The 25,545-nt window shown below is 69.4% G+C and carries 25 protein-coding genes and 4 pseudogenes; 12 read left to right on the top strand and 17 right to left on the bottom strand.

Annotated elements, in window-relative coordinates; all coding sequences use genetic code 11:
- Positions 1-175: 175 nt before the first annotated feature.
- A complete protein-coding gene (locus tag AC1UKG_RS08170) occupies positions 176-1,324 on the bottom strand; it encodes a geranylgeranyl reductase family protein (protein ID WP_482642590.1) in 1,149 nt (382 codons plus the stop codon).
- 218 nt (positions 1,325-1,542) lie between these two features.
- Here AC1UKG_RS08170 and AC1UKG_RS08165 point away from each other — a divergent pair, with 218 nt between their 5' ends.
- The 3 genes from AC1UKG_RS08165 (at position 1,543) to AC1UKG_RS08155 (ending at position 5,002) form a co-directional block, all read left to right on the top strand.
- Complete coding sequence (locus tag AC1UKG_RS08165) at positions 1,543-1,779, top strand: hypothetical protein (RefSeq protein ID WP_018742448.1); 237 nt, start codon at positions 1,543-1,545, stop codon at positions 1,777-1,779.
- Positions 1,780-1,818: 39 nt separating this feature from the next.
- A complete protein-coding gene (locus tag AC1UKG_RS08160) occupies positions 1,819-3,291 on the top strand; it encodes an MFS transporter (RefSeq protein ID WP_026271101.1) in 1,473 nt (490 codons plus the stop codon).
- 88 nt (positions 3,292-3,379) lie between these two features.
- On the top strand, positions 3,380-5,002 hold the full coding sequence (locus tag AC1UKG_RS08155; RefSeq protein ID WP_018742446.1) for an alkaline phosphatase D family protein: 1,623 nt from the start codon (positions 3,380-3,382) through the stop codon (positions 5,000-5,002).
- A 45-nt stretch (positions 5,003-5,047) separates the two neighbouring features.
- On the opposite strand, the gene AC1UKG_RS08150 is transcribed toward AC1UKG_RS08155, so the two are convergent.
- The 4 genes from AC1UKG_RS08150 to AC1UKG_RS08135 form a co-directional block, all read right to left on the bottom strand.
- Entirely contained in the window at positions 5,048-5,851 is an 804-nt protein-coding gene (locus AC1UKG_RS08150) for a hypothetical protein (RefSeq protein ID WP_018742445.1), read from the bottom strand.
- A gap of 298 nt (positions 5,852-6,149) precedes the next feature.
- Positions 6,150-6,341, bottom strand: a complete 192-nt coding sequence (locus AC1UKG_RS08145; protein WP_482642662.1) for a hypothetical protein — start codon at positions 6,339-6,341, stop codon at positions 6,150-6,152.
- Between the two features lie 153 nt (positions 6,342-6,494).
- On the bottom strand, positions 6,495-7,424 hold the full coding sequence (locus AC1UKG_RS08140; protein ID WP_018742443.1) for an SDR family NAD(P)-dependent oxidoreductase: 930 nt from the start codon (positions 7,422-7,424) through the stop codon (positions 6,495-6,497).
- Complete coding sequence (locus tag AC1UKG_RS08135) at positions 7,417-8,901, bottom strand: flavin-containing monooxygenase (RefSeq protein ID WP_482642591.1); 1,485 nt, start codon at positions 8,899-8,901, stop codon at positions 7,417-7,419. Before AC1UKG_RS08135 ends, AC1UKG_RS08140 begins: the two co-directional genes overlap by 8 nt.
- A 170-nt stretch (positions 8,902-9,071) precedes the next feature.
- Between AC1UKG_RS08135 and AC1UKG_RS08130 the strand changes: the two genes are divergently transcribed.
- Positions 9,072-9,512 carry an archease gene (locus tag AC1UKG_RS08130; RefSeq protein WP_029124455.1) on the top strand — a complete coding sequence of 147 codons (441 nt, stop codon included), beginning with the start codon at positions 9,072-9,074 and terminating at the stop codon, positions 9,510-9,512.
- A 42-nt stretch (positions 9,513-9,554) separates the two neighbouring features.
- Here the strand turns inward: AC1UKG_RS08130 and AC1UKG_RS08125 are convergent, their stop codons facing one another.
- From AC1UKG_RS08125 to AC1UKG_RS08115, 3 genes and pseudogenes are all read right to left on the bottom strand, one after another.
- Positions 9,555-10,973: an RtcB family protein gene (locus AC1UKG_RS08125; RefSeq protein WP_482642592.1), complete on the bottom strand. Its 1,419-nt coding sequence runs from the start codon at positions 10,971-10,973 to the stop codon at positions 9,555-9,557.
- Between the two features lie 28 nt (positions 10,974-11,001).
- On the bottom strand, positions 11,002-11,604 hold the full coding sequence (locus AC1UKG_RS08120) for a GNAT family N-acetyltransferase (protein ID WP_018732244.1): 603 nt from the start codon (positions 11,602-11,604) through the stop codon (positions 11,002-11,004).
- 123 nt (positions 11,605-11,727) lie between these two features.
- A pseudogene (locus AC1UKG_RS08115) lies at positions 11,728-11,880 on the bottom strand (Gfo/Idh/MocA family oxidoreductase); the annotation flags it as partial.
- 95 nt (positions 11,881-11,975) lie between these two features.
- Between AC1UKG_RS08115 and AC1UKG_RS08110 the strand changes: the two are divergent.
- The 4 genes and pseudogenes from AC1UKG_RS08110 to AC1UKG_RS08095 form a co-directional block, all read left to right on the top strand.
- Positions 11,976-12,455 (top strand): annotated as a pseudogene (locus tag AC1UKG_RS08110) (DUF5753 domain-containing protein); the annotation flags it as partial.
- Positions 12,448-12,648 (top strand): DUF397 domain-containing protein, encoded by a 201-nt coding sequence (locus tag AC1UKG_RS08105; protein WP_482642593.1) that lies wholly within the window; start codon positions 12,448-12,450, stop codon positions 12,646-12,648. The pseudogene AC1UKG_RS08110 and the gene AC1UKG_RS08105, both read left to right, overlap by 8 nt.
- Positions 12,649-12,952: 304 nt before the next feature.
- On the top strand, positions 12,953-14,287 hold the full coding sequence (locus AC1UKG_RS08100; RefSeq protein ID WP_482642594.1) for a hypothetical protein: 1,335 nt from the start codon (positions 12,953-12,955) through the stop codon (positions 14,285-14,287).
- Positions 14,284-14,853, top strand: coding sequence for a flavoprotein (locus AC1UKG_RS08095; protein WP_482642595.1), 570 nt, complete (start codon positions 14,284-14,286; stop codon positions 14,851-14,853). The genes AC1UKG_RS08100 and AC1UKG_RS08095 overlap by 4 nt, the downstream gene beginning before the upstream one ends.
- On the opposite strand, the gene AC1UKG_RS08090 is transcribed toward AC1UKG_RS08095, so the two are convergent.
- Entirely contained in the window at positions 14,798-15,256 is a 459-nt protein-coding gene (locus tag AC1UKG_RS08090; protein ID WP_482642596.1) for an NUDIX domain-containing protein, read from the bottom strand. The genes AC1UKG_RS08095 and AC1UKG_RS08090 overlap by 56 nt on opposite strands.
- A gap of 545 nt (positions 15,257-15,801) precedes the next feature.
- Between AC1UKG_RS08090 and AC1UKG_RS08085 the strand changes: the two genes are divergently transcribed.
- Genes AC1UKG_RS08085 through AC1UKG_RS08075 form a run of 3 tightly spaced genes read left to right on the top strand, consistent with a single transcriptional unit; the run spans position 15,802 to position 19,675 of the window.
- Complete coding sequence (locus AC1UKG_RS08085) at positions 15,802-16,527, top strand: NUDIX hydrolase (protein ID WP_482642597.1); 726 nt, start codon at positions 15,802-15,804, stop codon at positions 16,525-16,527.
- Positions 16,524-17,678 (top strand): 5'-methylthioadenosine/S-adenosylhomocysteine nucleosidase family protein, encoded by a 1,155-nt coding sequence (locus AC1UKG_RS08080; protein WP_482642598.1) that lies wholly within the window; start codon positions 16,524-16,526, stop codon positions 17,676-17,678. Before AC1UKG_RS08085 ends, AC1UKG_RS08080 begins: the two co-directional genes overlap by 4 nt.
- Complete coding sequence (locus AC1UKG_RS08075; RefSeq protein WP_482642599.1) at positions 17,675-19,675, top strand: hypothetical protein; 2,001 nt, start codon at positions 17,675-17,677, stop codon at positions 19,673-19,675. The genes AC1UKG_RS08080 and AC1UKG_RS08075 overlap by 4 nt, the downstream gene beginning before the upstream one ends.
- Before the next feature lie 54 nt (positions 19,676-19,729).
- On the opposite strand, the pseudogene AC1UKG_RS08070 reads toward AC1UKG_RS08075, so the two are convergent.
- The 8 genes and pseudogenes from AC1UKG_RS08070 to amcA (AC1UKG_RS08035) form a co-directional block, all read right to left on the bottom strand.
- Positions 19,730-19,960 (bottom strand): annotated as a pseudogene (locus tag AC1UKG_RS08070) (hypothetical protein); the annotation flags it as partial.
- 33 nt (positions 19,961-19,993) lie between these two features.
- The gene (locus tag AC1UKG_RS08065) at positions 19,994-20,722 is read right to left on the bottom strand and encodes a coenzyme F420-0:L-glutamate ligase (protein WP_482642600.1); all 729 of its coding nucleotides are present in this window, start codon (positions 20,720-20,722) and stop codon (positions 19,994-19,996) included.
- Positions 20,723-20,821: 99 nt separating this feature from the next.
- Positions 20,822-21,391, bottom strand: a complete 570-nt coding sequence (locus AC1UKG_RS08060; protein ID WP_029124729.1) for a kinase — start codon at positions 21,389-21,391, stop codon at positions 20,822-20,824.
- A gap of 15 nt (positions 21,392-21,406) precedes the next feature.
- On the bottom strand, positions 21,407-22,069 hold the full coding sequence (locus AC1UKG_RS08055; protein WP_029124728.1) for a pentapeptide repeat-containing protein: 663 nt from the start codon (positions 22,067-22,069) through the stop codon (positions 21,407-21,409).
- Positions 22,070-22,127: 58 nt separating this feature from the next.
- A pseudogene (amcA, locus tag AC1UKG_RS08050) lies at positions 22,128-22,310 on the bottom strand (multiple cyclophane-containing RiPP AmcA).
- Positions 22,307-23,443, bottom strand: a complete 1,137-nt coding sequence (gene amcB / locus AC1UKG_RS08045) for a cyclophane-forming radical SAM peptide maturase AmcB (protein WP_482642601.1) — start codon at positions 23,441-23,443, stop codon at positions 22,307-22,309. The pseudogene amcA (AC1UKG_RS08050) and the gene amcB overlap by 4 nt, the downstream one beginning before the upstream one ends.
- Positions 23,440-23,787 carry a hypothetical protein gene (locus tag AC1UKG_RS08040; protein ID WP_482642602.1) on the bottom strand — a complete coding sequence of 116 codons (348 nt, stop codon included), beginning with the start codon at positions 23,785-23,787 and terminating at the stop codon, positions 23,440-23,442. The genes amcB and AC1UKG_RS08040 overlap by 4 nt, the downstream gene beginning before the upstream one ends.
- Positions 23,784-23,948 (bottom strand): multiple cyclophane-containing RiPP AmcA, encoded by a 165-nt coding sequence (gene amcA, locus AC1UKG_RS08035; protein WP_482642603.1) that lies wholly within the window; start codon positions 23,946-23,948, stop codon positions 23,784-23,786. Before amcA (AC1UKG_RS08035) ends, AC1UKG_RS08040 begins: the two co-directional genes overlap by 4 nt.
- Before the next feature lie 368 nt (positions 23,949-24,316).
- On the opposite strand from amcA (AC1UKG_RS08035), the gene AC1UKG_RS08030 reads away from it, so the two are divergent.
- Complete coding sequence (locus AC1UKG_RS08030; protein WP_482642604.1) at positions 24,317-25,543, top strand: helix-turn-helix domain-containing protein; 1,227 nt, start codon at positions 24,317-24,319, stop codon at positions 25,541-25,543.
- Positions 25,544-25,545 lie beyond the last annotated feature (2 nt).

The following is a 25,545-nucleotide window of genomic DNA, read 5'->3' as shown; positions in this document are numbered from 1 at the left end:
GGAACCGGCACCCGGGGCGACAGCACGGGTCAGTCGCCACCGTTGCGGGTGCCGAACAACAGGTTGGGGTGCTCCCCCGCTGGTCTCGGTGGGCTTCAGCACTACCGCTAAAGCATCCTAGGATCCTGGATGGGTGAGGAGGCGGAGGTGCCCGCGAGACACGGACACCACAGCGTCAACGCGGGCGGGCGCTACTGCGCCGGGGCGGCCTCGCGAGCACTCCCAGTGCCATCCGCACCGGCACCCGCGAGAGCAGGTCATCGAAGCCAATCCGCCCCTGACAGAAGGCAACAAAGGTCCGCCAACCCGGCGGCGTGGCCAACAGTCCGTGAAACAACCCCGGCCGGCGAGCGAACGTCTCCAGCAGCCGCTGGCCCGCCCGCATCGACGGGATCAACTCCCCCGCAACCGCCAACTCGTACCGGCCCAGATCGTCAGCGGCGACCGCCGACCCCGCCAGCGCACCGGAACGCAGGGCGTAGCTGATCCCCTCCCGGCTCCACGGCTCCAGCAGCCCCGCCGCATCCCCCGCCACCAGCACCCGCCCGCGGCGCAGCGGCGAGTCCTCCCGCCGACACCGGGTCAGGTGCCCGGAATCGTGCGCTGGCTCGACCCCGGCCAGACCCAGCCGATCCACGAACGACCGCAGGTAAGCCCGGGTCTGCTCCCCCGTCCCCCGTGCCGCGATCACCCCCACCGTCAGCAGGTCGTCCTTCGGAAACACCCAGGCGTACGAGCCGGGTAGCGGGCCCCAGTCCAGCAGCACCCGACCCCGCCAGCGGGCCCGTTGGGCCGGTGCCACCGGCAGCTCCAACTCCAGCCCCAGGTCGACCTGCCGGTGTCGTACCCCCACGTGCCGTGCGGTCACCCCCGAGGACCCGTCGGCGCCAATCACCGCCCGCGCGGTCACCGTCGCCCCGTCGGCCAGCCGCAGGCGGACCCGGTCGGGGTCCGACTCCACCGCCCGGACCGCGACTCGCTGACGCAGCTTGGCCCCGGCGGCGACCGCAGCGGCCCGTAGCCGGTCGTCAAACTCGTCCCGGCGCACCATGATCACCAGCGGGCCGGTCGCGCTCCGCCGGGTGAACGCCCGCCGCCCATCCAGGGTGAAGGTCACCCGCTCCGCCCGATCCTGCGCGGGCACCTCGATCCGGTCCGCCAGTGCGGCCAACGAGGTGCCGATCAGGCCGCCACCACAGGTCTTATAACGCGGATGCACAGCCCGCTCCAGCACGAGGGTCGCCAGACCCGCCCGCGCCGCGACGTAGGCGGCGGACAGGCCAGCCGGGCCCGCACCCACCACCGCAAGATCCCAGACCGTCACCGTTGCCAGCCTAGGGCTCACGTCAACGTTCTTGGCCGAGGCGCGGGCGGGTTCCCGGCACCGTCGCGGCCCGGCGACCAGGGCTCGGCGCAGGTCCCGCCCCAACCGACCGTCGGACCTGGGCGACATACCCGATCGGGGGAGCATCTTCGGTCGCCAGCCGGGTATCCACCGCCCAGGCCGACCGCCCCGCGAGGCGGTTTCCGAAGGAGGACGACATGCAGCAGGTGCAACTGTCGGAACTCGAGGAACGGGTGTACGACGCGGTCGCGGTCCTGGAGGCCCGCGGCCAGGTACCGTACCCGGACCTGATCGCCGAGGAGACCGGGTTGACCGAGGAGCAACTGATCGCTCCCCTACACCAACTCACCGAGAAGAACCTGCTGCACCGCGAGGACTCGCCGATGGCCGGCCTGGACTTCGGCCCTCGGTTCTGCGCCCAACAGCTGACGTGAGGCCGCGGCACCCCGGCGCGGGCGGGCAACCGCCGCCGGATGGATGACCACCCTTCCCGGGGTCCGCGGACCTCCCGGCCCGGTGCTGCCCGGGTCGGGCGACAGGACCGCGGGGCGGCGCTCGGTGTCGGCTTGGTGGCAGTGTTCATGACGGTGCTCGACGTGAGCATTGTGAACGTTGCTATCCCGTCGATGGAGCGGGCACTCGATGTCGCTCCCAGTGACGTTCAGTGGGTCCTCTCCGGCTACACGCTGATGTTCGGGTTGATGCTGGTGCCCGGTGGCCGGTTCGGCGACGGGCATGGGCGGCGGACCGTCTTCGTCGTCGGCGTCGCGCTGTTCACCATTACCAGCGTGGCAGCCGGGCTGGCTCCTACCGCCCCCTGGCTGATCGCTTCCCGCCTGCTCCAGGGTGCCGCCGCCGGACTGATCAACCCACAGGTCACCGGATTGATCCAGGAACTCTTTCAGAGTGTCGAGCGGGGCCGCCCGTTCGGGCTGCTCGGGGCAGCGGTCGCCATCTCCACCGCGGTCGGGCCACTACTCGGCGGCCTCCTCATCCACATCGGCGGCGCCGAGCACGGGTGGCGGTGGGTCTTCTTCGTCAACGTGCCGATCGGTGTGTTCGCCGCCGTCCTCGGCTGGCGCCTTCTCCCACACCGCCCCCAGAGAGCCCCCGACCGGCACCGACTCGATCCGGTCGGGCTGCTGCTGTTCGGCGCGGGTGTCCTGCTTGTCCTGCTGCCCCTGGTCCAACAGCACTGGCAGGGTCCGGCAAGGTGGCTGACGCTCCCGGCCGGTCTGCTGACGTTGGCCGCCTTCGCCGCCTGGGAGCGGTGGTACGGCCGCCGCCGCGAGCCCCTGTTCGACCCGCGCCTACTCGGCATTCGCTCGTACCGGTTCGGTGTCCTGATCGCTTTGCTGTACTTCGGCGGGTTCACCTCCATCTTCTTCGTCCTCACCGTGTACCTGCAGAACGGCCTCGGGCACAGTGCACTCGCCGCCGGGCTGGCCAGCACCCCGTTCACGGCTGGCTTCGCCATCGCCTCCGTGGTGGGCGGCCGGATCGTCAGCCGAGTCGGTCGGCCGCTGGTCGCCCTCGGTCTGGCCACCGTCGCCGTCAGCCTCGTCGTCGTGGTCCTCGTCGTGAACCGGGTCCCCACGGGCGCCACCGTCTCGTGGTGGACCGCCACACCGTTGCTGGTGGCGGGGCTCGGCAGTGGACTGGTGGTCACCCCGAACCAGGCTCTCACCCTCGCCCAGGTGCCCGTGTCGCGTGCCGGCAGCGGCGCGGGCATGCTGCAGACCGGCCAGCGCATCGGGTCTGCCGCCGGCATCGCCACGGTCGGCAGCGTCATCTTCGCGGCACAGGGGGCCACCGGGGACTGGTCGGTCGCCTTCCACCACGCGATGCTCCTGATCAGCGGAATCACCATTCTCGCGCTCTTCCTGGCGCTGACCGACATCGCCCTCGGCCGTCGCGGAACGGCGAAGATCGATACCCCAGATTGAAAAAGTACGACACCCGATTGAAAAAATTTACGAAACACGCTGAGGCGATGCAGCGGCCAGACCCCACTGGCAGGTAGAAACAGTGTCCATGACGAACACCCTCGACCGTCGTACCCTCCTGCGCATCGCCGGTGCCTCCGCCGGCACCGCCGTCCTCGCCAGTGCCGCCCTCGCCAACCCGGCCGGGGCCACCGGCAGTGCCTTCCGGCACGGCGTTGCCTCCGGTGATCCGCTGCCCGACGGCATTCTGCTCTGGACCCGGCTCACCCCGACCGAGGATTCCCAGCCGGGCTCGGGAGTCGGGCCGGAGGCGACGGTGACCTGGCAGGTGGCCACCGACCCGGACTTCGCCGCGCTGGCGGCGCAGGGCACCCTCGTTACCGGCCCGGCTCGGGACCACACGGTGAAGGTTCCCGTCAGCGGGCTCGCGCCGGCCACCACGTACTGGTTCCGCTTCGGTCACGCCGGCACCTGGTCGCCCACCGGTCGGACGATGACCGCCCCGGAGGCGGACGCCGACATCGACCGGATCCGGCTCGGCGTGGTGTCATGTGCGAACTGGGAGGCGGGCTACTTCGCCGCCTACCGGCACCTCGCCGAACGCGGCGACCTGAACCTGGTGGTGCACCTCGGCGACTACCTCTACGAGTACGGCACCGGGGAGTTCGCCGCCGGGGGAACCGTGGTGCGGGAGGTCCAACCGACGCACGAAACGCTGACGCTGCAGGACTACCGCGTCCGGCACGCCCTGTACAAGACCGACCCTGACCTCCAGGCCCTGCACGCGTCGGTGCCGTGGGCGATCACCTGGGACGACCACGAGGTCGCCAACGACCAGTGGTCGGGCGGCGCGGAGAACCACACCCCCGGCACCGAGGGTAGCTTCACCGATCGGGTGGCGGCAGCGCGCCGGGCCTACGCGGAGTGGATGCCGGTGCGCACCGGGGCGGACGGCGCGATCTATCGGCGGCTGCGTTTCGGCCGACTCGCCGACCTGTCCATGCTGGACCTGCGGACGTACCGGTCCGAGCCGGCATCGGGTCTGGACATTGACGACCCAGAGCGAACGATCACCGGCGCGGCGCAGATGGCCTGGCTCAAGACGGGCTTGGCCACCTCGGACGCCCAGTGGAAGCTGGTCGGTAACCCCATCATGATCTCCCGGCTGGACGTGGGCGCCCTCCCCGCCTGGCTACTCGGGCCGCTGGGCACGTTGCTGGGAATACCGCAGAACGGCGCGGTACTCAACACCGACCAGTGGGACGGCTACAACGCCGACCGCAACGAGCTGATTGACCACCTGCTGGCGAACGACACCCGGGATGTGGTCTTCCTGACCGGTGACATCCACACCTCGTGGGCGAGCGAGCTGACGACGAAGTCGACCGGGCGGGACACCCCGGCCGCTGCGGAGTTCGTAGTGCCGTCGATGACCAGCGACAACATCAACGACTTCCTGGGAATGCGGGAAGGCAACGCGCTCAGTGAGCTGGCGTCGGGCGTGATCCGTTCGACCAACCCACACGTGCGCTGGACCGAACTCGACGGGCACGGCTACGGGGTGTTGGAGGTGACGCCGCAGCAGTGCCGGATGGACTGGTTCCACCTGATCGACCGGACCCAGCGCAGCACCGGTAGCCGCTTTGTGGCGGGCTGGTCGGTGTCCGCCGGCTCGTCCCGGCTGCAATCGGAGAGTTCGCCGCTGAGCTGACCGCAGCGCCGGCCGTTGCCCGCGTGGGCAACGGCCGGCCGGTTGTCACCAGAGTTCGGCGACGAGCTCCGCTGCCAGCTCCTCCCACTGCGCGTAGTGGAACGGGTACGCCGACACCTGCACCGTCTGGGCCGCGACGGTCAGCGGCAGTTCCTGCCAGCCGTTGACGTTCTTGAGCGCCTCGAAGAACACCGTCGCGGCGTACTGCGGGTCGGTGATTTGCTCGGGCGTGCCCCATCCCGTCGACGGGCGCTGCTGGAACAGGCCCTGCGAGTCGTGGTCGTTGTAGTAGCCCAGATGGCCGAGGTTGTACAGCTTCGACTCCTGCAGCGCGGTCGCCACGCCGATGACCGCACCCCGCTCGCCGACCCCGGTCGCCTTGGCGACCTCGATGATCTCCTTGGCGTTCGCACGCTGGGCGTCGTCAACCTGGATGTAGGACTGGGCGCCCTGCACACCGTGGGGGATCAGTTGTTCCCGGGTGGGCGAATCGGTGCTGTCGGTGTCGCTCGCTGCCGTCTCGGGGCTCCGGTCCGGGTCCGGGGTCGACTCGGTCGGGCCCGACTCGACGTCCGGGTCGGTGGTCGACTCGGTCGGGTCCGGCTGGAGGTCCGGGTCCGACTCACCGTCTCCGGCCTGCTGGCCGGTGGCCAGCTCGATGGCGGCTACGGCGCCGGGATGCGGTCCGCTGGTCACCGATGCCGCGGCGGTGGTCGGCGCGAGCGCGAGACCTCCGATCGCTGCGACGCCGGCCACGCTCAGGACGAGCTTGCGGTTCGGCTCGGTCGAGAGCCATTGGTACGGGGTCTTCGCAATGGCCGGGAGCCATCGGGTGAAGTCATCCTTCACGATGTGCCCTTTCGGTCAGGCGAAGCGCTCCGGGTGAGCACTCCTCGGGGAACCGCCACACGGGGTTTGGGTTCCGGCGGTACCGGGGACACAACCCGGTCGCCATGTCCGTCATTCCGGGATCGCCCTGAATGAGAGCAGCTGCGGCCCAGGTCACAGGCGATCGGCGATATCCCCGCAGCAAATCGGGCAAGGGACGCAACAGCACCTTGCGGGCCCCAAAACCGCCGTACCGGACGTTTTGCCACGGAAGGCCAGACCGTCCTGCGGCCGTCGCGGCAGCTTCGGTTGATCGCGGTCAGCTCTCCGCCAACGCCCCCGCCTTTGACTGCGGTGGGAGCGGCGCGGCGGCGCGCGGGTCGTCCTGCCGGCCCGCACGCCGCCAGCCAAACAGCTCCCTGCTAACCGCCAACAGCAGCGCGCAGAGGCCGGCCAGCAGAATCCAGCGCACGCCGGCCTGCGCGATCAAGAACCCGGAGGCCACGATCATCAGGGTGTCCTGCCATGGCACCACCCAGCCCCGACCCGGCCAGACCTCCCACTCCGTAGGCGGCCATGGCAAAACTGACGTGGCGACGTCCCCGAACTCGGCGATTCCCATGCCCAGCGAGGAGTAGCGGCTGCCCGCGCCAGACGTCGGCGGTCACACCCGGTCGTCCGCCGGGGGTGACGGCGACGCCGGCGGCTGGTCGGCCGGCTGCGGTGTCGGCGCGGCCCCGGTGGTCAGCCGACGAGTCGGCGCACCGGCGGTCTGGTTGAGCCCGACCCACAGCAGCCTCCCGTACGAGGCCGGCGCGATTCGGGCGACCAGGTCGGGCAGCTTCGCCGACCAGCCGATGAGCACCCGGGGCCGGCGGCGTGCCACGCCGCGCAGGATCACCTCGGCGGCCCGGGCGGGTGGGATGCGGAGCAGGCGATGGAACTGCCGCCGGCCCACCTCGTAGTCGTCCCGGTTGACCTCGCTGCCGACCCGCGCGTTCTCGATGATCCGGGTGGCGATCCCCCCGGGGTGCACGGAGGTGACACCGACACCGTCGGCGATCAGTTCGTGCCGCAGCGCCTCGGTGAAGCCACGGACGGCGAACTTGGTCGCCGAGTAGGCGGCCTGCCCGGGCGGGGCGATCAGCCCGAACAGGCTGGAGACGTTTACCAGGTGCGAGCCGGGCTCCGCCTTCAAGGCGGGCAGCAACGCGTGCGTGAGCTGCACGACCGCCCGGAAGTTGATGTCGACCACCCACTGGAACTCGTCCAGGGTTACCTGGTCGAACCGACCGCCCAGTGCCACGCCGGCGTTGTTGACCAGGAGCCGGATTCGGGGATGGCGGACGAGGATCTGCTCGGCTGCCCCCGCCGTGGCCGCCGCGTCGGCGAGGTCCACGACGACCGGGTCCACCCGCCGGTCGGGGTACGCGGCGCGGATCGCGCTCACGACGGTGGCCAGGCGTTCCGCGTCGCGATCGAGCAGGACCAGGTCACTGCCGCGCGCCGCCAGGCCATGGGCGAGGGCGGCGCCGATCCCGCTGGCGGCACCGGTGACCACGGCGGTCGCGCGGTGGTAGTCATACCTACGCACGCGCGGGACTCCGTTCCGGCCTGCCCGCCCGAGAGAACCGGACTCCCGCGTCGGTGAGCCGGCCGTACCGCATCAGCAACAGGTCCCGCGGGTAGTTCTGGGGCAGCCGCCAGGGCGCGCGGACCCCCTGCCGAGGCAGGGCGGCGAGGTCGCGCAGCACGTAGCCGGCGTTCAGGTCAAGAAGAGGGCGCCGCTCGTCGTCGGGCGGGGGCAACGGGGTGACGACCTGCTGTCCGGTGCGGTCGAGGTGAGTGAGGAGCCGACACACGTAACGAGCGATCAGGTCGGCCCGGAGCGTCCAGGAGGCGTTGACGTAGCCGATGGTCATCGCGAAGTTCGGCACGCCCGAGAGCATCATCCCCTTGTAGGCGACCGAGTTGGCCAGATCGATCGGCGCACCGTCCACGGTGAGCTGGGCGTCGCCGAGCGCAAGCAACTCCAGGCCGGTGGCGGTGACGATCACGTCAGCGGCCAACTCCTCGCCGGAGGCCAGCCGGAGCCCGGTCTCGGTGAAGGTGTCGATGGTGTCGGTGACGACCGAGGCCCGGCCCGCCGCGATCGCCTGGAACAGGTCACCGTCGGGAACAACGCAGAGGCGCTGGTCCCACGGGTTGTAGCGGGGCGCGAAGTGCCGGTCGAGGTCGTACCCGGCCGGGAGTCGGCCTCGCGCGGCGCGCCGCAGCAGACGCCGGACCAGGTTGGGGGCCCGTCGGCTGAGCTGGTAGTTCGCCGTGAGCAGCAGGATGTTCTTCCAGCGCACCACCGGATAGACCACCCCCTCCGGCAGCACCCGGCGCAGCGCGGCGGCGGCCGTGTCCCGTGCCGGCAGCGCCAGGATGTAGGTGGGTGAGCGTTGCAGCATCGTCACGTGGGCGGCTTGCTCGGCCAACGCGGGCACCAGGGTCACCGCGGTGGCGCCGCTGCCGATCACCACCACCCGCTGGCCGGTGTGGTCGAGGTCGGCGGGCCAGTGCTGCGGGTGCACGATCCGGCCGGCGAACCGTTCCGCCCCGGGCAGTTGGGGGGTGTAGCCCCGGTCGTAGCGGTAGTAGCCGGCACAGGTGTGCAGGAACGAGCAGGTGACGGCGACCTCCTCGCCACCTGCCCGGCGGGCGTACACCGTCCACCGGGCGGTACTGCTGTCCCAGTCGGCGCGGACGACCCGGTGCTGGAAGCGGATGTGCTCGGTGACGCCGTACTCGCGGGCGGTGTCCCGGACGTAGTCCCGAATAGACGGGCCGTCGGCGAGGGCCGTGGGGTCGCTCCAGGGCCGGAACGAGTAGCCGAGAGTGAACATATCCGAGTCCGACCGGATGCCTGGATAACGAAACAGATCCCAGGTGCCGCCGATGGCGTCACGCGCCTCGAACACGGCGTACGTCTTCTCGGGACACTCCCGGGCCAGGTGGCAGGCCGCACCGATGCCGGAGAGACCAGCACCAACAATGAGCACGTCAACATGGTCGGTCGTCGCCATGGTGTCTCCCGTCAACGAGCCGGTGCACTCGACCCTATCCACCACCATCAACGCATTCAACACATTGAACAGGTCTGATATGTCGCCTCCGCGACGACGAGCCGGCAGCGCCACCCCGGCCCCGGCAGCCAACCGCGACGAACCGGGTCCGGAGCAAGCGGTCGTAGCGGATGATCGGGGGCGTGGAATCACGACCCGAACGCGGCCACCACTGCCTGCCGCACACCGCCGACGTACGGATCGAGGCGTGGGCGCCGACGCGGGGGGAGTGCGTGGCCGAGGCGGTCACCGCCCTGGTCGACACCTTCGTCGACCCGGGCCCCGCGCGACCCACCGCCGAACGGGTATACCACGCCACCGCCGACGAGGACGCAGACCTCCTGGTGAACATCCTCGAGGAGGTGATCTTCCGGATGGAGACCAGGGGCGAACTGCCACTACGGACCGAGATCCGCGACGACGGTGCCGGCGGGCTACACATACGTTGGCAGACCACCGACGCCGACGCGGTGGAGCTGATCGGCGCCGTGCCGAAGGCCATCTCCCTGCACGAGCTGCGCTTCGGCCCCGAAGGTCCCCGCTGGTCCTGCGCGCTCACCGTGGACGTGTGAGCCGGCACAACCGCCAGCTCCGCGCGACCCCCCGAGCGGGCATCAGCCCTTGACGACGCCGATCGGCACCAACCGGGCGACCTTGCGGCACAGCCCGGCGCCCTCGGTAGCCTCGACCACGGCGTCGATGTCCTTGTACGCCGCCGGCATCTCCTCGGCCAGACCACGCCGGGAAGCACCGCGTACGGCGATGTCCCGCGCGACGAGCTGCTCGCGCGGATCCTGGCCGCGCTCGTCCCGCACCGCCTGCTTCCGGCTGCGCACCCGCCCGGCCCCGTGACAGCTGGAGGCGAAGGCCGGGGCACCGGAGACCCCGGTCAGCACGTAGGACGCGGTGCCCATCGACCCGGGGATGAGCACCGGCTGCCCGACCTCAGCCAGCTCCGCCGGCAGGTCCGGGTGCCCCGGAGGCAGCGCTCGGGTGGCACCCTTGCGGTGCACACAGAGCGAACGCCGCTCGCCATCCACCCCGTGGGTCTCGATCTTCGCCTGGTTGTGTGAGACGTCGTAGACCAGGTCGAGGTTCGCGCCGGTGACCCGACGAAAGACCAGCCGGCTCACGTGGGTGAGCAGCTGACGATTCGCCCGGGCGTAGTTGGCGGCGGCGGCCATCGCACCGAGATAGGCGTGCCCCTCCGGAGACGAGACCGGGGCGCAGGCGAGCTGCCGGTCCGGCACCTCGATGCCGTAGCGGCGCATCGCCTTCTCCATCCGGCGCACGTAGTCGGCGCAGATCTGGTGCCCCAGCCCCCGAGAGCCACAATGGATCATCACGCAGACCTGGCCGGATCGGAGCCCGAACACCTCCGCGACGCGCTGGTCATACACCTCCGTGACGGCCTGCACCTCGAGGAAGTGGTTGCCCGAGCCGAGACTGCCCACCTGCTTCGCGCCGCGCGCGATCGCCCGTGCACCGACCGCCTCCGGGTCGGCGTCGCCCAGCGCACCCTGGTCCTCGCAGCGTTCCAGGTCCCGCTCGACGCCGAAGCCGCGCTGCACCGCGTACCGCGACCCGTCGCGCAGCACCCCGTCCACGTCCGCGCGGCTCGCCAGGTGCCACGCCGCGCCCCGTCCCGCCCCCCGCGGCGTCGCCTCCGCCAGCCCATCCATGACCGCGTCGAGCCGGGGACGAAGCCCCGCCAGATCGAGGTCGGCCGTGAGCAGCCGCACACCGCACGAGATATCGAAGCCCACCCCGCCCGGAGACACCACCCCGCCCGCCGCCACATCGGTGGCGGCCACCCCACCGATCGGAAAGCCGTAGCCCAGGTGCACATCCGGCATGGCGAACGAGGCATCGACGATGCCGGGCAGCGTGGCGACGGCCGCGACCTGCTCCAACGACCCGTCCGCCCCGATCTCCGGCAGCAGCGCCTCGGCCGCGAAGACCACTCCGGAAACCCGCATCGGGTCCCGCCGATCGATCCGGAAACGGTACGGCGACTCCTCGACCAGCTCCACCCGCGCGACCTACCCGGTCCGGTCCGGCTTACACGCGGGCCGGAGGACGACGCATCGCCCACACCCGCGGTCCCCCGCCCGGCACGGTCACCTCCCCGGTCACCTCGAACCCACACCGTCGGTAGAACCGCAGATTCGCCGAAGCGGACGTCTCCAGCGTCGCGGGCAGGCCGGCCCGGTCCGCCTCGACCAGGCCGGGACGCAGCAGCCGCGAGCCGACTCCCCCGCCCTGGCCCGCAGGGCGCACCCCCACCGTGGCCAGTAGGAACGCCGGCTCCGCGGCCCGCAGCGGGGCACAGGCGGCCTCCGCGGCGAGCATCGCCGCGTGGCGGTCCCCGGCATGCTCCGCGTTCCCGGCGGCCACCTCGGCCCAGACCTCGTCGGGCACCGACCGGTCCGACCGCAGCCACACCGCCACCGCCTGCGGGTGGCCGTGGGTGTCCAGCGCCGCCCAGACATCCCCGTACGGCAGACCAACCGTGGTCAGGGTCATCGCGAAGAGGTGTGCCAGCCGTTCCCGATGCCGATCCGCGCCGACCGTCCACGCGGTCCAGGAATAGCCGTCAAACGCCTCGGCCAACACCCCGGCCGCCGCCTCGACCTGCTCCGGCCCGATCCGCCGTACCTCCACGAACGTCCTCCCCATCCGTCCCGATCCGAACGGCGATCCTCGCATTACCGCAGCATCCGCCGCCGGGAATATTCGCGTCTCCCGGAGGCTCGCCAGCCCCGGACCCCCGAGCCGCACCAGGGCCGCCGGCTCGGTGGTGCAGGGCTTCTCCACGAGCACGGCGGCTCCGATCTGGGCTGCTTCCCGGGCTGCACAAAGCGCGGTCCCCGGCGGGGTGGCCACCACAACCAGATCCGGCGTCGCGGCGCTCAGCGCCGCCCGCCACGAAGCAAACACCGGCACGCCCCTGAGGACATCGACGCACGGGTCGGGGTCAGCGACCCCGGCGACTGGCACGCCGGGTACGCCGGAGAGCGCGGCCGGGTGCCACAATGGACGATTCCAACGGTGCCACCTACAGCCACACCCGAGCACTCGAAGCACGCGCCGGCCGCCAACGCATGCTGGAGCGGCCGGGCGGCCCTCGGTATGAGGTGATCATCGACGAACTGGCCATCCGCCGTTTTGCCGCGCCCGCGCCGGTGATCGCCGATCAACTGGACCACCTAACGCTCGTCGGACACCACCGCCGAACCATCAGCATCCGAGTACTGCCAATCGCCGCCAAGATCCGCCAGCATTCTGTCCCCCGCTCGGCGTTTTTCACCTACCGGTACCCGGACCCGCACGACCCCGTGGTCGTTGCCGTTGACACAGCCACCGACGACCTCGTACTGACAGAGGTAGCAGACGTCAACCGCTACCTCGACCTGTACGGCAGGCTGACGGACGCCGCCATGCCACCGGGCGAAAGCCTCGACTTCCTCACCGCAACGGCCGAAGAAATCAGGAGGAATATTCACGATGAATGACAGGCAGTTCTGCCCGTGGCGGAAGTCCACCCGAAGCGGTGGTGCCGACAACTGTGTCGAAGTCGCGACCGCTACGGACCTGCAGGTCGGCGTCCGGGACTCCAAAAACCCCGACGACGGTGTCCTTGTGTTCGGCCCGGATGGCTGGTTCGAGTTCATCCAGGGGGTTCGCAACGGCGAATTCGACGCCTGACCGGCACGGGTTGCAGCCGCCAGCCGCGCTCGCGGGGTGGCGGCCCCACCGCGGCACCCAGCCCTGCGGCGCCGACCGCAAGGCCAGGAAGTGGCCCACGCCGCCGACGACCATCGGTATCGCTTGAACCGGGCAGGGACGCACTGGGACCATGTAGGAGCGTAGTGCTGCGACAATGTGACGCAAGGGCACGTCATTGCTGGGTCGATCCTGGGGGCAGATCGTGGGGAGGGACAGCGTCCCGAACAGTCACCTCAGGGCTGCCCGCAAGGCGCTACGGTCCCCCTCTGGTTCCGGCCGCCCGATGTCTCGCCAGGAGTTGGCCGACGCCTGCAACGCCGAACTGGCCTCGATGCACGGCAGGCAAGGTCGCAGGCCGCGCTGGGCAGGACTCACCGAGAAGGCCATTGGCGCGCTGGAACGCGGCGAGATCCGGTGGCCCAATGAGGATTACCGATGGGCACTCTGCACGGTTCTGCAAACCGACAAGCGTTCGCTCGGGCTCTACATCGACCGGCCCGACAACGCCAAGAATGACGAACTCCCGGAACCCACAGAGCCGCACTCTCGTCACCAACACAAGGGGATGGCCCCCACCCACCCACGGCCCGAGATATACGAGCCCGAGTCGCCACAGACCAGCCAATCGCTCGATGCCTCCGGCTCGCCCAGCCAATGGCGTGCGGGGCTGCGGCGCGCGGTCCTCGCTCGCGACAACGGGCAGGTCCTGCTGCCGTTACCTGAGCTGGAAGCCGCCCTACAGATCGGCAACCTCGCCTACCAGGGCGCTCAGTACAGCAAACTGCGGCAGCTACCCATCCTTATCAACGGGGCCGAGTCCTTGTTCGCCGAACAGCCGAAGGCTGTGGAGATGCCCAGGGTTGCCCGAGCCGCTAGCGGCGTTTACCTGCTGGCGTCAAAACTGGCTGCCAAACTCGGTGACGGCGAACTCGCCTGGACCACCGCAGACCGCGCCCGATGCTTCGGCCTGATAGCCGCTGATCCAGCACGGACCGCCATCGCGGCCTACCAGACCGCATGCGCGCTCGCCAAGCAGCCAGGCCGTGCCGCCGAAGCGGAAGAGGTCGCGGTAGCCGCAGCCGAGGCCATCGCCGGCCACCAGTTGTACCGCACCCCCGCCTACCTCTCGGCGTATGGAGCGCTCCTGCTCCACGCGGCCGTGGCGGCAGCCCGCCAGGCAGACACTCGCAGCGCATTGCGCCACCTGCGAGCCGCTGAATCAGCCGCCGATGAACTCGGCCGCAACGGTAACGAACTGTGGACAGCCTTCGGACCCACCAACGTCCGGCTACACCACATCTCCGTCGCGGTCGCCCTACACGAGAACACACAGGCACTCCGGCTCGCCGACCAGCTCGACACCGCACAGCTCCCACTGACGCTAGCCAGCCGGCGCGCTCAAGCGCACCTCGACCTTGCCGTGGCGCACAGCGCGACGGACAGCTCAGCCCCCCAAGCGATGCTCCACCTCCTGGAGTACGAACGCCTCGTCCCTGAGGCGATCAAGCTCAACGCCACCGCCGCTGGGCTCATCACGAAGCTGCTCCGGCGGGAACACCCCAGCCGCACCCCCGGGCTACGAGCCCTCGCCGACCGAGCAGGAGTCCAAGACGCATGACCAAGGCCACCCCCGTCCTCCTGCTCGTCGTGTGCGCCGCCCCACCGGCCGCGAAAGTAACCGAGCTGGCCGAACGACTCCGCCACGACGGCTGGGACGTGCACCCCGTCGTCACCGAGGCCGCCACCGCATGGGTTGACCTCCCAGCCCTGCAACAGACAACCGGCCACCCCGTCCGGAGCGAACCGCGCGGACCACAGGAGCCGAAGTCACTACCACGGCCTGACGCCATCATCGTCGCCCCGGCCACCTTCAACACGATCAACCAATGGGCCGCCGGCATCAACAACACCGCAGCCCTGGGCACCCTCAACGAAGCCCTCGGAGCCGGAACACCGATCATCGTCTCGCCCTACGCCAAGGCAGCGCTCGCCGCACACCCAGCCTTCCACCGCAACCTCGAACTACTCGCCAACGCCGGCGTTCACTTCACCGCCACCGAAGCCCTACGACCCGACACCCCAGACGGACCTTTCCACTGGGACAGCGTGCTCGACCTTCTCAACCGCACTACCCTGCATGATCGCCGCGGACCGAGAGCAACGCCTCCTCGTTGGCGACAATGAACTCCCTGAGCACATCCGGCTTCAACTCCACCGCGTGCAGCTCGTCAATCGCCACCCGGTCCAGCTGATACTCACCCCGCGCGGGATCAGCGAACTCCGGCCCACTACGCGCCTCCACCCGCAACCGAAGCAAACGACCCGCGAAGAAGTGCTGCACCGAAACACCCGCACCAACCGGAGCAGTGAACAGGAACACCGGAACCAGCCGACCGGCCTCGCCACCAAGCTCCTCACGCAACTCACGACGCAGCGCAGCCTCCAGACAAACATCCGTCGACTCCACCCCACCACCCGGCGTCGTCCAGTACGGCACCTGCCCGGGCCTGATCCGCTTGATCAGCACAAGACGGCCGTCACCATCGACAAGGATGGCCCGCACCGACCTATGCACGATCCGCCGCACAACCGACCCTAACCACGCCCGGACCCCGCGACCGGACAGCGGCGCACCCGATTAATCCATGGATCCGACCGGCTGGCATCGCACCCCGTCCCACCGACACCAACCCGGTCCAACGGCTCCCGAGCACCCACCGAGCCACCAGCCACCACCGCCGTACGCGAAAAGGCCTCTGACCGGCACGGAAGTACCAGGGCAAGGCCCCGCTCGTTGGTGCGCCGCCAGGGACTCGAACCCCGAACCCGCGGATTAAGAGCCGGCGTTGATCCATGCTTCGCCGTCCCTGCGTGTCCCATCGGTCCCTGCACCGGCAGGTTTCGGCCGGTGCTACCGGACGCACGTACCGCACGATCCACCCGCCGCCGGCCCTGTCCACGGCGACCGAGCACCCGCTGAGCACCCACGCCCACCCTGATCCTGGGAGCGTCAGCCATGACGATCGATCTCCCATCGCCTATGCACGTCCGACACAGACACTCGACAACGCGAAGAAAACTTTCCACCGCAGGCACTTCTTGTCGATCTGACAAGAAGGTAGCGTAAGCACCATGCGAGATCGATGGCAATCATCAGGGGTGCTGCTCACAGTGGACCTGGTGATCCTGACCCTGCGCGAAGACCGTCTCCGAGTTCTGCTGGTGGAGCGCGGTCACGAGCCGTACCAGGGGGCGTTCGCCCTACCCGGCGGCTTCCTCCGGGACCGCTCGGAGGGCATCCTCGCCGCGGCAGCGAGGGAGTTGTCCGAGGAGGCCGGTCTCGACGCCGGGACGCTGCACCTTGAGCAACTCGCGGTGTACGGCGACCCGGGTCGTGACCCCCGTGGTCGGGTTGTCTCCGTAGCTCACCTGGCGGTTGCTCCCCGACTTCCGGAACCGGTAGCGGGTACAGATGCCGCAGACGCCCGCTGGATACCCGTTGACCATGTGCTCGACGAATCAACCCCCCTCGCCTTCGACCATCTCCAGATCGTGATCGATGGGGTAGAACGCGCCCGCGCAAAGTTGGAGAGCACCGCCCTCGCCACCGCTTTCTGCGGGCAGACCTTCACCCTTTCCGAGCTGCAACGGGTCTACGAAGTCGTGTGGGACACCCGCCTCGACGCCCGCAATTTCTACCGCAAGATACAGGGAGTACGCGGTTTCGTGATGCCGGCAGGGCCCATCAGAAAGACAGAAGGCGGGCGACCCGCCCGGCTCTTCCGTGCCGGCCCGACCACTGTCCTGTATCCGCCCTTGGTCCGCCCGGACCGGACTGCACAAGGAGAAGACCGGTGACAGATGACATCGTGGTGATCCTGACCGCACTCGACCTGGAATACCAGGCGGTCCGCGAGAAACTGACCGACCCGCAGCTGCACCGGCACCGGGCGGGGACCCGGTTCGAGACCGGCTGGCTGGCCGGCCGTCGTTGCCAGGTGGCCCTCGGCCTCGTCGGCAAGGGCAACCATCCGGCGGCCGTGCTGGCCGAACGGGCGATCGCCGAGTTCGATCCGGTCGCCGTGCTGTTTGTCGGTGTGGCGGGGGCGCTGCGACCAAAACTCGCGCTCGGCGACGTCGTCGTCGCCACGCACGTCTACGCCTACCACGGTGGGACGAGCGAGGACGACGGCCTCAAGGCGCGGCCCCGGGTGTGGGAGATCCCCCATGGCCCGGACCAGATCGCACGGCACCTGGGGCGGACCGGCGCCTGGACCAGGCAACCAGCCTCGGGGGGTACGGCTCCCCGGGTGCACTTCGGGCCGATCGCCGCAGGTGAGGTGGTGCAGGACTCCACGGTGTCCGACCATGCCCGGTGGGTGCGGCAGCACTACAACGATGCGCTGGCAATCGAGATGGAAGCCGCCGGCGTCGCCCAGGCCGGCCACCTCAACCGCTCACCGGTCGTCGTGGTGCGCGGCATCAGCGACCGCGCCGACGGCACGAAGACCAATACCGACGGCGCCAACTGGCAGCCGAAGGCGGTGGCCAACGCCGCCGCTTTCGCCACCACCCTCGCCGTCGAACTGCTACGGGAGACACACACCAGTTCACCCCGACCCCAGGCCGAGCCGAGGAGAACCCCAATGACGATCCCGACGGTGAACAATTCTGCCAGTAGCGCGGCCCAGGTGGGCGTACAGGCCGGACACATTCACGGCAACGTCTGGGTCGGTGGCCCGCCGCTGTCGGCGTCCTCGGATCTGTCCAGCCACCTCGCCGAGCTGCGAGAGCAGCTGTGGCGGGCGCACCGGTCGGGGCACCTTGACCAGCCGACCTACGAGGCGGCCGAGACCGAACTCACCGCCGCCGACAAAGCACTCGACGACCCGCGCGACGGCAGCAAACTGGTGGTGGCACTCAAGCGGCTCCGCGGGCTGGTCGGGGACGTGGCCGAACTGGCCGCGAAGGTCGCCGCCATTATCGCAGTAAGCCGGGGCGTGCTATGACGGTACGGCAGGTCACCATGCCCATCCACGACAACGCCGCGAACGTAGGCGTCCAGGCCGAGTCGGTGCACGGTGATATCACCGTCTACTTCCTCCCACCTGGTGCCGGGCCGGAGGAGAAGCTCCGGGTCGGTGTGAACTACCTCAACGGCGGGATGCCCAGCAAGGCCGGAGAGCTCATCTACGACGTCCTGATGAGCGGACACACCAGCAGCGAGGCGTGGTTTCACTGGCTGCTGGCCGTGATGAGCGGGCGAACCCTGCGTCAGCTGTCCGAGGAGGACATTGCCAAACTGAGCGTTGCCCGCAGCCGGCTCCCGCTGCACAGGCAGGACGTCTGGGCGGATGGTCTACGGGTCATCAGCCGGCTCTTGGACGCCCTGGGTTCCCAGCAAGCGGAGCTGCGCCGGCTCGTCCGCAAGGAGCTCGCCGGTCTGGACCCGCTGCTCCGGGAAAAGATCGTGCGGCATCTTCAGCTGTTCCTCAGCGGCCCAGTTGAGGACGAGATGTGGACGGTCAGCGTCGCCGAAGCCAGGAATGCGCAACGCGCAAACGGTCGCTCTGAGCGGGTGTGGCGGTTCTTCTACCCGGCACCCGCGAGCCCCCGCGCCCGGAAGCCCGTTCCCGCGGCCACGACCGGCTGGGACGTCGCCTTAGCGGCCGTCGCGACAGCGGTGGCCGCCACGGCGGCTGGCTGGCTCTGTTGGGTCGTTCTCACCTCAGGCCGGGTCGTACCGACGGTGGCTCTGCTGCTGTCGATCGGAGCCGGCTACCTCTGCGCAGTCCACGGTGTTACGTGGCGCTTCAACATGGAACGGCGGCGGGCCAAGGACGCCCTGCACCGGCCGCCCCAGCAGCGGAAGGCGGCGCCATCCGGCGGCTTCGCCAACCGGGTCGACCGCCTCTTCAAGCAGTACGCCGGACGATACGTTCCCGATAGGGTCGACCGATCCGAATGGCTGAAGGTGACCGCCGGCATTCGCCGCCACCTCAGGGACGAGATCGTCGAGGCATACCGGGAGACCCGGGTTGGTGACAAGCAGATCGCCTGGCTGATCCGCCACCGCGTCGGCGACCTCAAGACCCGGTGGACCAACGGCACCCTGTGGGCCTACCGCGAGCAGCTGCGCACCCCGATCCGCACCCGCGCCCTCGTCGTCTTCAGCGGCCTCGTCGCTGCGGCGTGCTGGCTACTCGTGATCGCCACCGCGGTGCCGCAGAAACCTCTCACCGCTATCGCCGCCACAGTCGTCTTGCTCGTCGCCGCCTGGCCCGCGTTGCGGGGATGGTTGCGGATCGTACTCGAGGCTCGACGTTCCGCCGCCGACCAGGCGGAGTACGACCAGCGGATGGCCGATAGTTGGGCGGCCCACGAGCGGTGGACCCGCAAACTCGACAGCAAGCCCGAGGACGCGGAGATGGCGGCCTGGCTGGACTGCGACTGCCGCCTCCTGATCGACAAGGCAATGGCGCACTACAAGCTCTGCCCGACCGACGTGATCGCCTACGCGGTCATCGAGGCACCCGCCAAGCCCTACATGAAACGGGGCCGGGTTCGTAACGGCCCCTGGCGGTACGGCCGGTACGAGCTGCTAGTGTTTCTACTCACCCCGGACGGTGTGCGGCAGATGAGTGCCCAGCTCAACTTCGAGCAGGCGACCTTCCACAACCTGCGCCGGGCCAATTACCGGTTCGAGGCCGTGGCCGCCGTACGGGTGGCCGAATCCGACAAACATGCCCGGACCTTCGAGTTGGCGCTGGTCAACGGCGAACTCACCGAGGTCAACGTGACCGAGGCCAGCACGGACAAGCTGCAGGAGGGTGAAAGCCCGTTGACCCTGTCGGAAGCGGCCCTGGACGCCAGCGGCCTCACGACCACCCTGCACGTCCTCGAGGGTGTCGCCGCGGAGGGCAAGGAATGGATCCAACGGGAACGGCAACGCGGCCGGAAGCGGGAAGAAGGGTTCATCACCGCCATGCGGAACCTGCTCGACTGAACGGAAACAACGCCCACCGACCGCACCGACGGTGTCGAAGCCCGGAGCGCCGGTTTACGTCCCATCGAGGATCTGCCGACGACGGGTTGCGGCCTCCGGGTCTACCGCCGGCTTCGTCGCGCCGCCGCTCCGAGGGACGACCGCAGCGGTGGCTTCGGCGGCGGCGTGGGATAGCTCGGGTAGGACGTCACCGTAGTACTTGGCGGTGACGTGTGGGCTGGAGTGGCGGAGTCGGTTGGAGACGACTTTCATCTGGACGCCGGCGGCGAGGCCCATGCCGGGTGCCGAGGCTCCCGGCGGCGCCCGTGAGCAGCAGCCTCACGGCCGGCGTTGAAGCATCGACACCACGCCCGCATCACTGCTCTCGTAGCCGACGCCGCGCAGGACGGCGGCCGGGGCCCCACGACCCCGCTGCCCGAGGATGATCCCGGCTGCCGCGGCGATCAGGTCGGTGAAAGTCTCCTCCTGCCGCTTACCGCCGTACTCCGTCACACGCAGCGGCCCCACACCCGCCGCGCCGATTGAGATGACAGTCGCCCCACGCCGGTCGGCACGACCGTCGGAGTCCGCGACCACCACCGCCACCTCCGCGCCCGCGTGAGCGATCAACGTATCCCGCAGGGCGCGGGCGGAGGCGTCCGGATCCACCGGCAACAGCCACGCACCCTCGGCGCCGGCCCGGTCAATCCCGGCGGAGGTGAGCTGGAAGCCGAGCCTGTGCCGCGCGATGATCGGGCCCTTGTCGGTGGCCAGAAAATAGCTGTCACTGGAATCCACGATCAGCTGCACGACCTCGGCGGGCTTGCCCGTGCGAGCCGACAACTCCAGCGCCTCCGGACCCGGGACGACACCGGCCAGATCCACGTACCGCTTCTCCGCGACACTCACGGCCTTGGAAGCCACCACCACCACGTCCCCGTCCTGCAACTCGATGCCAGTACAGGCCAAAACGCCGGTGATGGCACCCGCCAGGTCCACACCCGGCTGAAGCTCGGGAAAAGGTTCCAGCGCGAAAGCGGAGAAACCAGAAGTCGGGACAGCGGTCATCATCGGGCTCCCGCGGGAGTGAGGACAGCGGTGCACAGGCGGGCGTGTCCGGCGGCCAGCCTCGCTACAACGGCGGAACCCTTGGCCGGCTGGGCTGCACTATGGGAATGGAGCGTGTGGAAGTAGGTCATCGTCGCGTCCGGTCTGGGGAAGATGGGCGGCAGCGGCGATGGCCTCGACGGCATCGTTCAGTCCCGTGGTTTCGGGCAGGACGAGTTCGCCGGGCCAGCCCAAGACGTCATGGGCGGTGTACAGGCCGCTCATCTGCTCGGCGGTGAACTCGCTGGCCTGCGGGCGCATGAGATGACGGCGCAGCGTCTCGGGCAGGGACACATCGAGATAGCAGAACAGCGACCGGCCACTGTGGCCGTATCGCAGGGCCGTCAGCATGCTGCGGTAGCGGCTGGTGTGCATGCTGCCCTCCAGCACCACGTGATAGCCGTGGTCAAGAGCGAACCGAACGGTCTGCCCAATCAGGGCCGGTGCCGCGCCGCCAGGCTTGTCCCGCTCGCGTAGCAGGATGCGGCGCAGGTAGTCCTGCTCGACCAGGGCGCAACCCCGGCCGTGCCGGCGTCGCAGCTCACCGGCGATGCTGCTCTTACCCGAGCCGGAGTTACCCCGCACGCAAACAAGGATCGTGTCCGGCCTACCCGTGATTTCAGCGGGCACGATGCCTCCTCGGCTTCAGTCGTTGCGGACGGTCAGATTGACGGCGGCGATGGCCAGCCGGGTGAAGTCAGGAAGTTGGTCCTCGCCGAGGGTGACGCCGCGCAGATTCTCCAACGGCGCCCTGAGCCCGTGGAGGCGACTTCCGCGAAGATCGGCACCGTCGAGGTGGCAGGCGTCCAACTCCAGATCGACAAGGTCACAGGAGCGCAGCGCGATACGCGGCAGCCGACAGGAAGACCACTCGCCGTTGCTGAGAGTGCAGTCGGTGAACGCGACCGAGCCGGCGGCGGCGACGCGGTGGAAGGTGGCGTAGTCGAAGCGGCAGCCGTCGAACAGGACATCCTTGAGACGTACGTCGGTGAACCTGGTGCCGGTGAACCGGGAGCCGGTGATCGCGCATCGTTCGATGGTGATGCCGGTCAGGGTGGCTCCGGAGAAGTCTGTCCGGGTGACCTCGCAGCCAAACAGCCTCCCCGCCTCCCAGGTGCACTCGCCTAGGTCAACGCCGGTGAGCAGGCTGCTGCGGATGCTGACATCCGCAAGCTGCGAACCGCGCCACGCCGTACCCTCGACCAATGCCTCGGTCAGATCGCCGTCCAGGTCTGTCGTGGCATCAAGGTCATCCGGATCGAGGTCCGGCAGCAAGACCTGCACCTCGCCGACCGTGGTGGTACGCATATGTCCTCAACCTATGCAGGCGCGGGATGGGCACGCCCCCGCGCCTCCCGTAGTAGGGCTACTTTCTCTTGTTCCAGTTGTCCCAGCCGGGCCGACTGTCGAATCTTCCTCGGTTGTCCCAGGTGGGGCGGTTGTCAAACTTCGCCGCATCGATAGACGCTATCGACCACTGCGGGTCGACGCCGAGGCGGGCTAGTTACTCGGGTGCGGCGTTGACGAGGACCGCGAGAGCACTGGTCATGGCGCTTCTCCTTGAGGGGTGAGCTGGGCCGCGGCGGCGCGGACCAGAGCCTGTCGCGTGGTTCGGCAGTAGGTGGTCTCGCGGGCGGTGAACGTCGCGTGCTCGAAGTAGCGGTTGCCGGCCTGGGCACCACGGCAAAAGTCGTAGAAGGCGCAGTGGTCGGCACAGTCGTTGAGGGCCGTGACGAACTCGGCGACGTAGCCCAGGTCGCCGGCGCCAGCGAGCATGCCGGTGATGGGTTGCTGGAGAACGTTGCCGGCGATGAAGTCGCCGTATCGCGGCTCGGTGATGCCCAGCAACTCCGGTGACAGCAGCACCACCTGCCCATCCCAAGAAACGGTCGGAATCGGCTCGTACGGCGCATGGTCAACGCGCCCGGCGCGGGTAGCGGCTAGATAGTCAACCAGCCGATCCACATCGCGGATCCGCAGCGGGCTACCACCGACACGACGTGCAATGAGAAGCTGCCAAAACCGGTACGCGGCATCCACCGACACCGGTACCCGGTCGGCGCCCTCCTGCTCTTCGATGTTGAAGCCGACCGACTCGCAGCCGGGCAGGCCGGTGAAGAAGTCGACGAGGGCTCCCGCGTGGTCGATGGTTTCCGGGGTGACCACACAGATCACCGAGTACCCCAGCCCCGCTTCCGCCAGGGTCTGCAGGCCGCGCAGGGTACGGGCATCCGTCGCGTTACCGGCCCGGTCTAGGCGGTTACGGTTCAACGCGCCCGGTCCGTCGATGCTGACCCCGACCTCGAACCCGTAGGTGGTGAACAGCTCGCACCACTGGCGGTTGATCAGTGTGCCGTTGGTCTGGATCTCGTGACGCACCAGCCCCACGCGCCGCAGCTGCTCGAACGGGGCCAGCAGGCCCCGGAACAGCCCGATGGGTGTGGCGGTGGGTTCGCCCCCGTGCCATACGACGCTCACCGGATGACCGCTGTTCTGCTGGGCTATCGACTCGGCACAGGCCTGCGCGACCGCGCCGCCCATCAGACGGAGGGATCTCCGGTCGGGCAGGTAGCAGTAGGTGCAGTCAAGGTTGCAGAAGCTCGTTGGCTGCACGACCAACGTGTGGAAGCTGCCGGCGACCGCCGGCTGACCGGTGGCGTTGATCAGGCCGATGCCGTTCACGAGGTGGCCTCCGCGATCCTGACGGCCGTGGTGGTACTGACGCGGTAGGCGGGAGTGTGGCAGGTGGGCCAGCCGAGGAACCGGTCGAACATGTCGCCGGTGCTGCCCGTGACGCTCGGGTTGAGCCGGTGTAGGTCGTCGATCGCGTCGTGCAGGCAGCCGGCCAGGTAGAGGAACAGGCTCACCGGAGCGTCCCGGTACTCGGCCAGGAGCGCGAGCTTCGCCGCGCCGCAGGGCCACGGCTGCCCGCACCGGCGGCACAGCCACAGCGGGCGCATCGGCAGGTGTTCGACCTCGGCTGGCGCGAGCCGATTCGTCGCGAGGCGGCGCTGCGGCCCGGTCACCGGCGACCGCCCTCGCGGGCCTGCTGCGCGAACAGCCGACGCCACACGAAGGTGAGCAGCGGCGGATCAGCGGGCCACACCTGCCCCGGCGAGGCCGTCCACCCAGGCTCGGGGTGCCGGGACTGGCTGGCCATGGCGTGACGCGAGACGTACACCGTCATGCCGCCATCTCCACCAGGGACGATGGGCGGCGGGCTCGCCGGGGGAAGGGCGAGCCCGCCGCCGCACCACGGCGGCTGGGAGCAGACCGCCGATCACCCACCCGCGCAGCCCTCATGGCGGTACGCAGGCGGGGAAAGCCTCGAGACAGTTCACTCTCGGACGGGTCGGGCCAGCGGCCCAAGCCGTGGTGTGGTGCGCCGCTCATCGATCCCTCCATCTGCAGTTCCCTGTCAGTCACCCACCATCAGCATCGACACAGGCCGGTGATCGGGGGTGAACTGAACGTAGGGGCGGTCCGTGCGGAGGACCGGGAAAATCCGTACCGGGTCCAGCGGGCTTCAGCGGGCAGGGTGATGGTGTGCGAGGGATGACGGACGACATGACGATCGGCCAGCGCGTCGCCTTCTACCGGCGTCGGCGCGGGCTCTCCCAGGAGGTGCTGGCCGGTCTGGTCGGCAAGACGCAGGAGTGGTTACGCAAGGTCGAGACGAACCGGGCCGACCTGGACCGGCTGTCGGTCATCCGCGCGATCGCCAAGGCCCTCGACGTGTCCCTCGGCGACCTCATCGGTGCACCAAGCCTGTTCGAGTGGTCGGACGACTCAGGACGCGAGACCATCCCGGCCTTGCGAGCCGCGCTTCACGACTATCGTCACCTCGCGCCAGCTCTGGCCAGCGCGGGGAATGTCGAGGCTCCTGCGCTGCGCGAGATCGAGAACGACGTCGCCGAGATCTGGACCGCCTACCAGCACTCGCGGTACGGCCTCCTCGCCCGCCGGTTGCCCCACCTCATCCATGACTGCCTCACCGCTACCGAGGCGTACGACGGAGACGACGGTCGGCGCGCGCATGCGATGACCGCCTACGCGCACCAACTCGCCGCGTTGTTCCTTACCAAGCTGGGTGAAGGTGACCTCGCGTGGACCGCCGCCAGCCGAGGGCTGGCCGCCGCCAACGCCAGCCAGGACCACGTCGTCATCGGCTCGCTCAGTCGCTCCGCCGCGCACGCGCTGGCAGCTATCGGTGAGTACGCCCAAGCCCGCGGCCTCGCCGCCACGGCGGCGCAGTTCCTGGCACCACGGCTGGGCAAGCCGACTCCGCAGCTCCTGTCGGTCTACGGGAGCCTGCACCTCGTCTGCGCGCTGGCCGCCGCCGGAAGCGACGACCGCGCATCCGCCGACACCCACATCGCCGAGGCCGATGCCGCCGCGCAGCGGCTCGGCGCCGATGGCAACCACCTGTGGACCGCGTTCGGGCCGACCAACGTGTCGATCCACAAGACAACCATCGCGATAGAACTCGGTGACGCACAACGCGCCATCGCCCTCGGCGCCCCACTCGACACCAGCACCGTGCCCGTCGAGCGGCAGGTCCGCCACACCATCGAAACCGCCCGAGCCCTCGCCCGGTGGAACCGCATCGACGACGCGCTCGCCACGCTTCTGGGCGCCGAGGTCATCGGCCCCGACCAGGTGCGCTACCACCGGCTCTCCCGCGACCTGGTCCGGGACATCCTCACCCGCCCCCGGCCACCTCGACTCGCCGTCGAACTCAGCGACCGGATGGGCGTCCGGCCAGCAGGGCCGCGCTGGTAGCC

The sequence above is a fragment of the Salinispora sp. CH2A1_6 genome, from assembly GCF_056820975.1.
The sequence above is the reverse complement of the archived record's forward strand: the minus strand, read 5'-3'. Positions and strand labels throughout refer to the sequence as shown.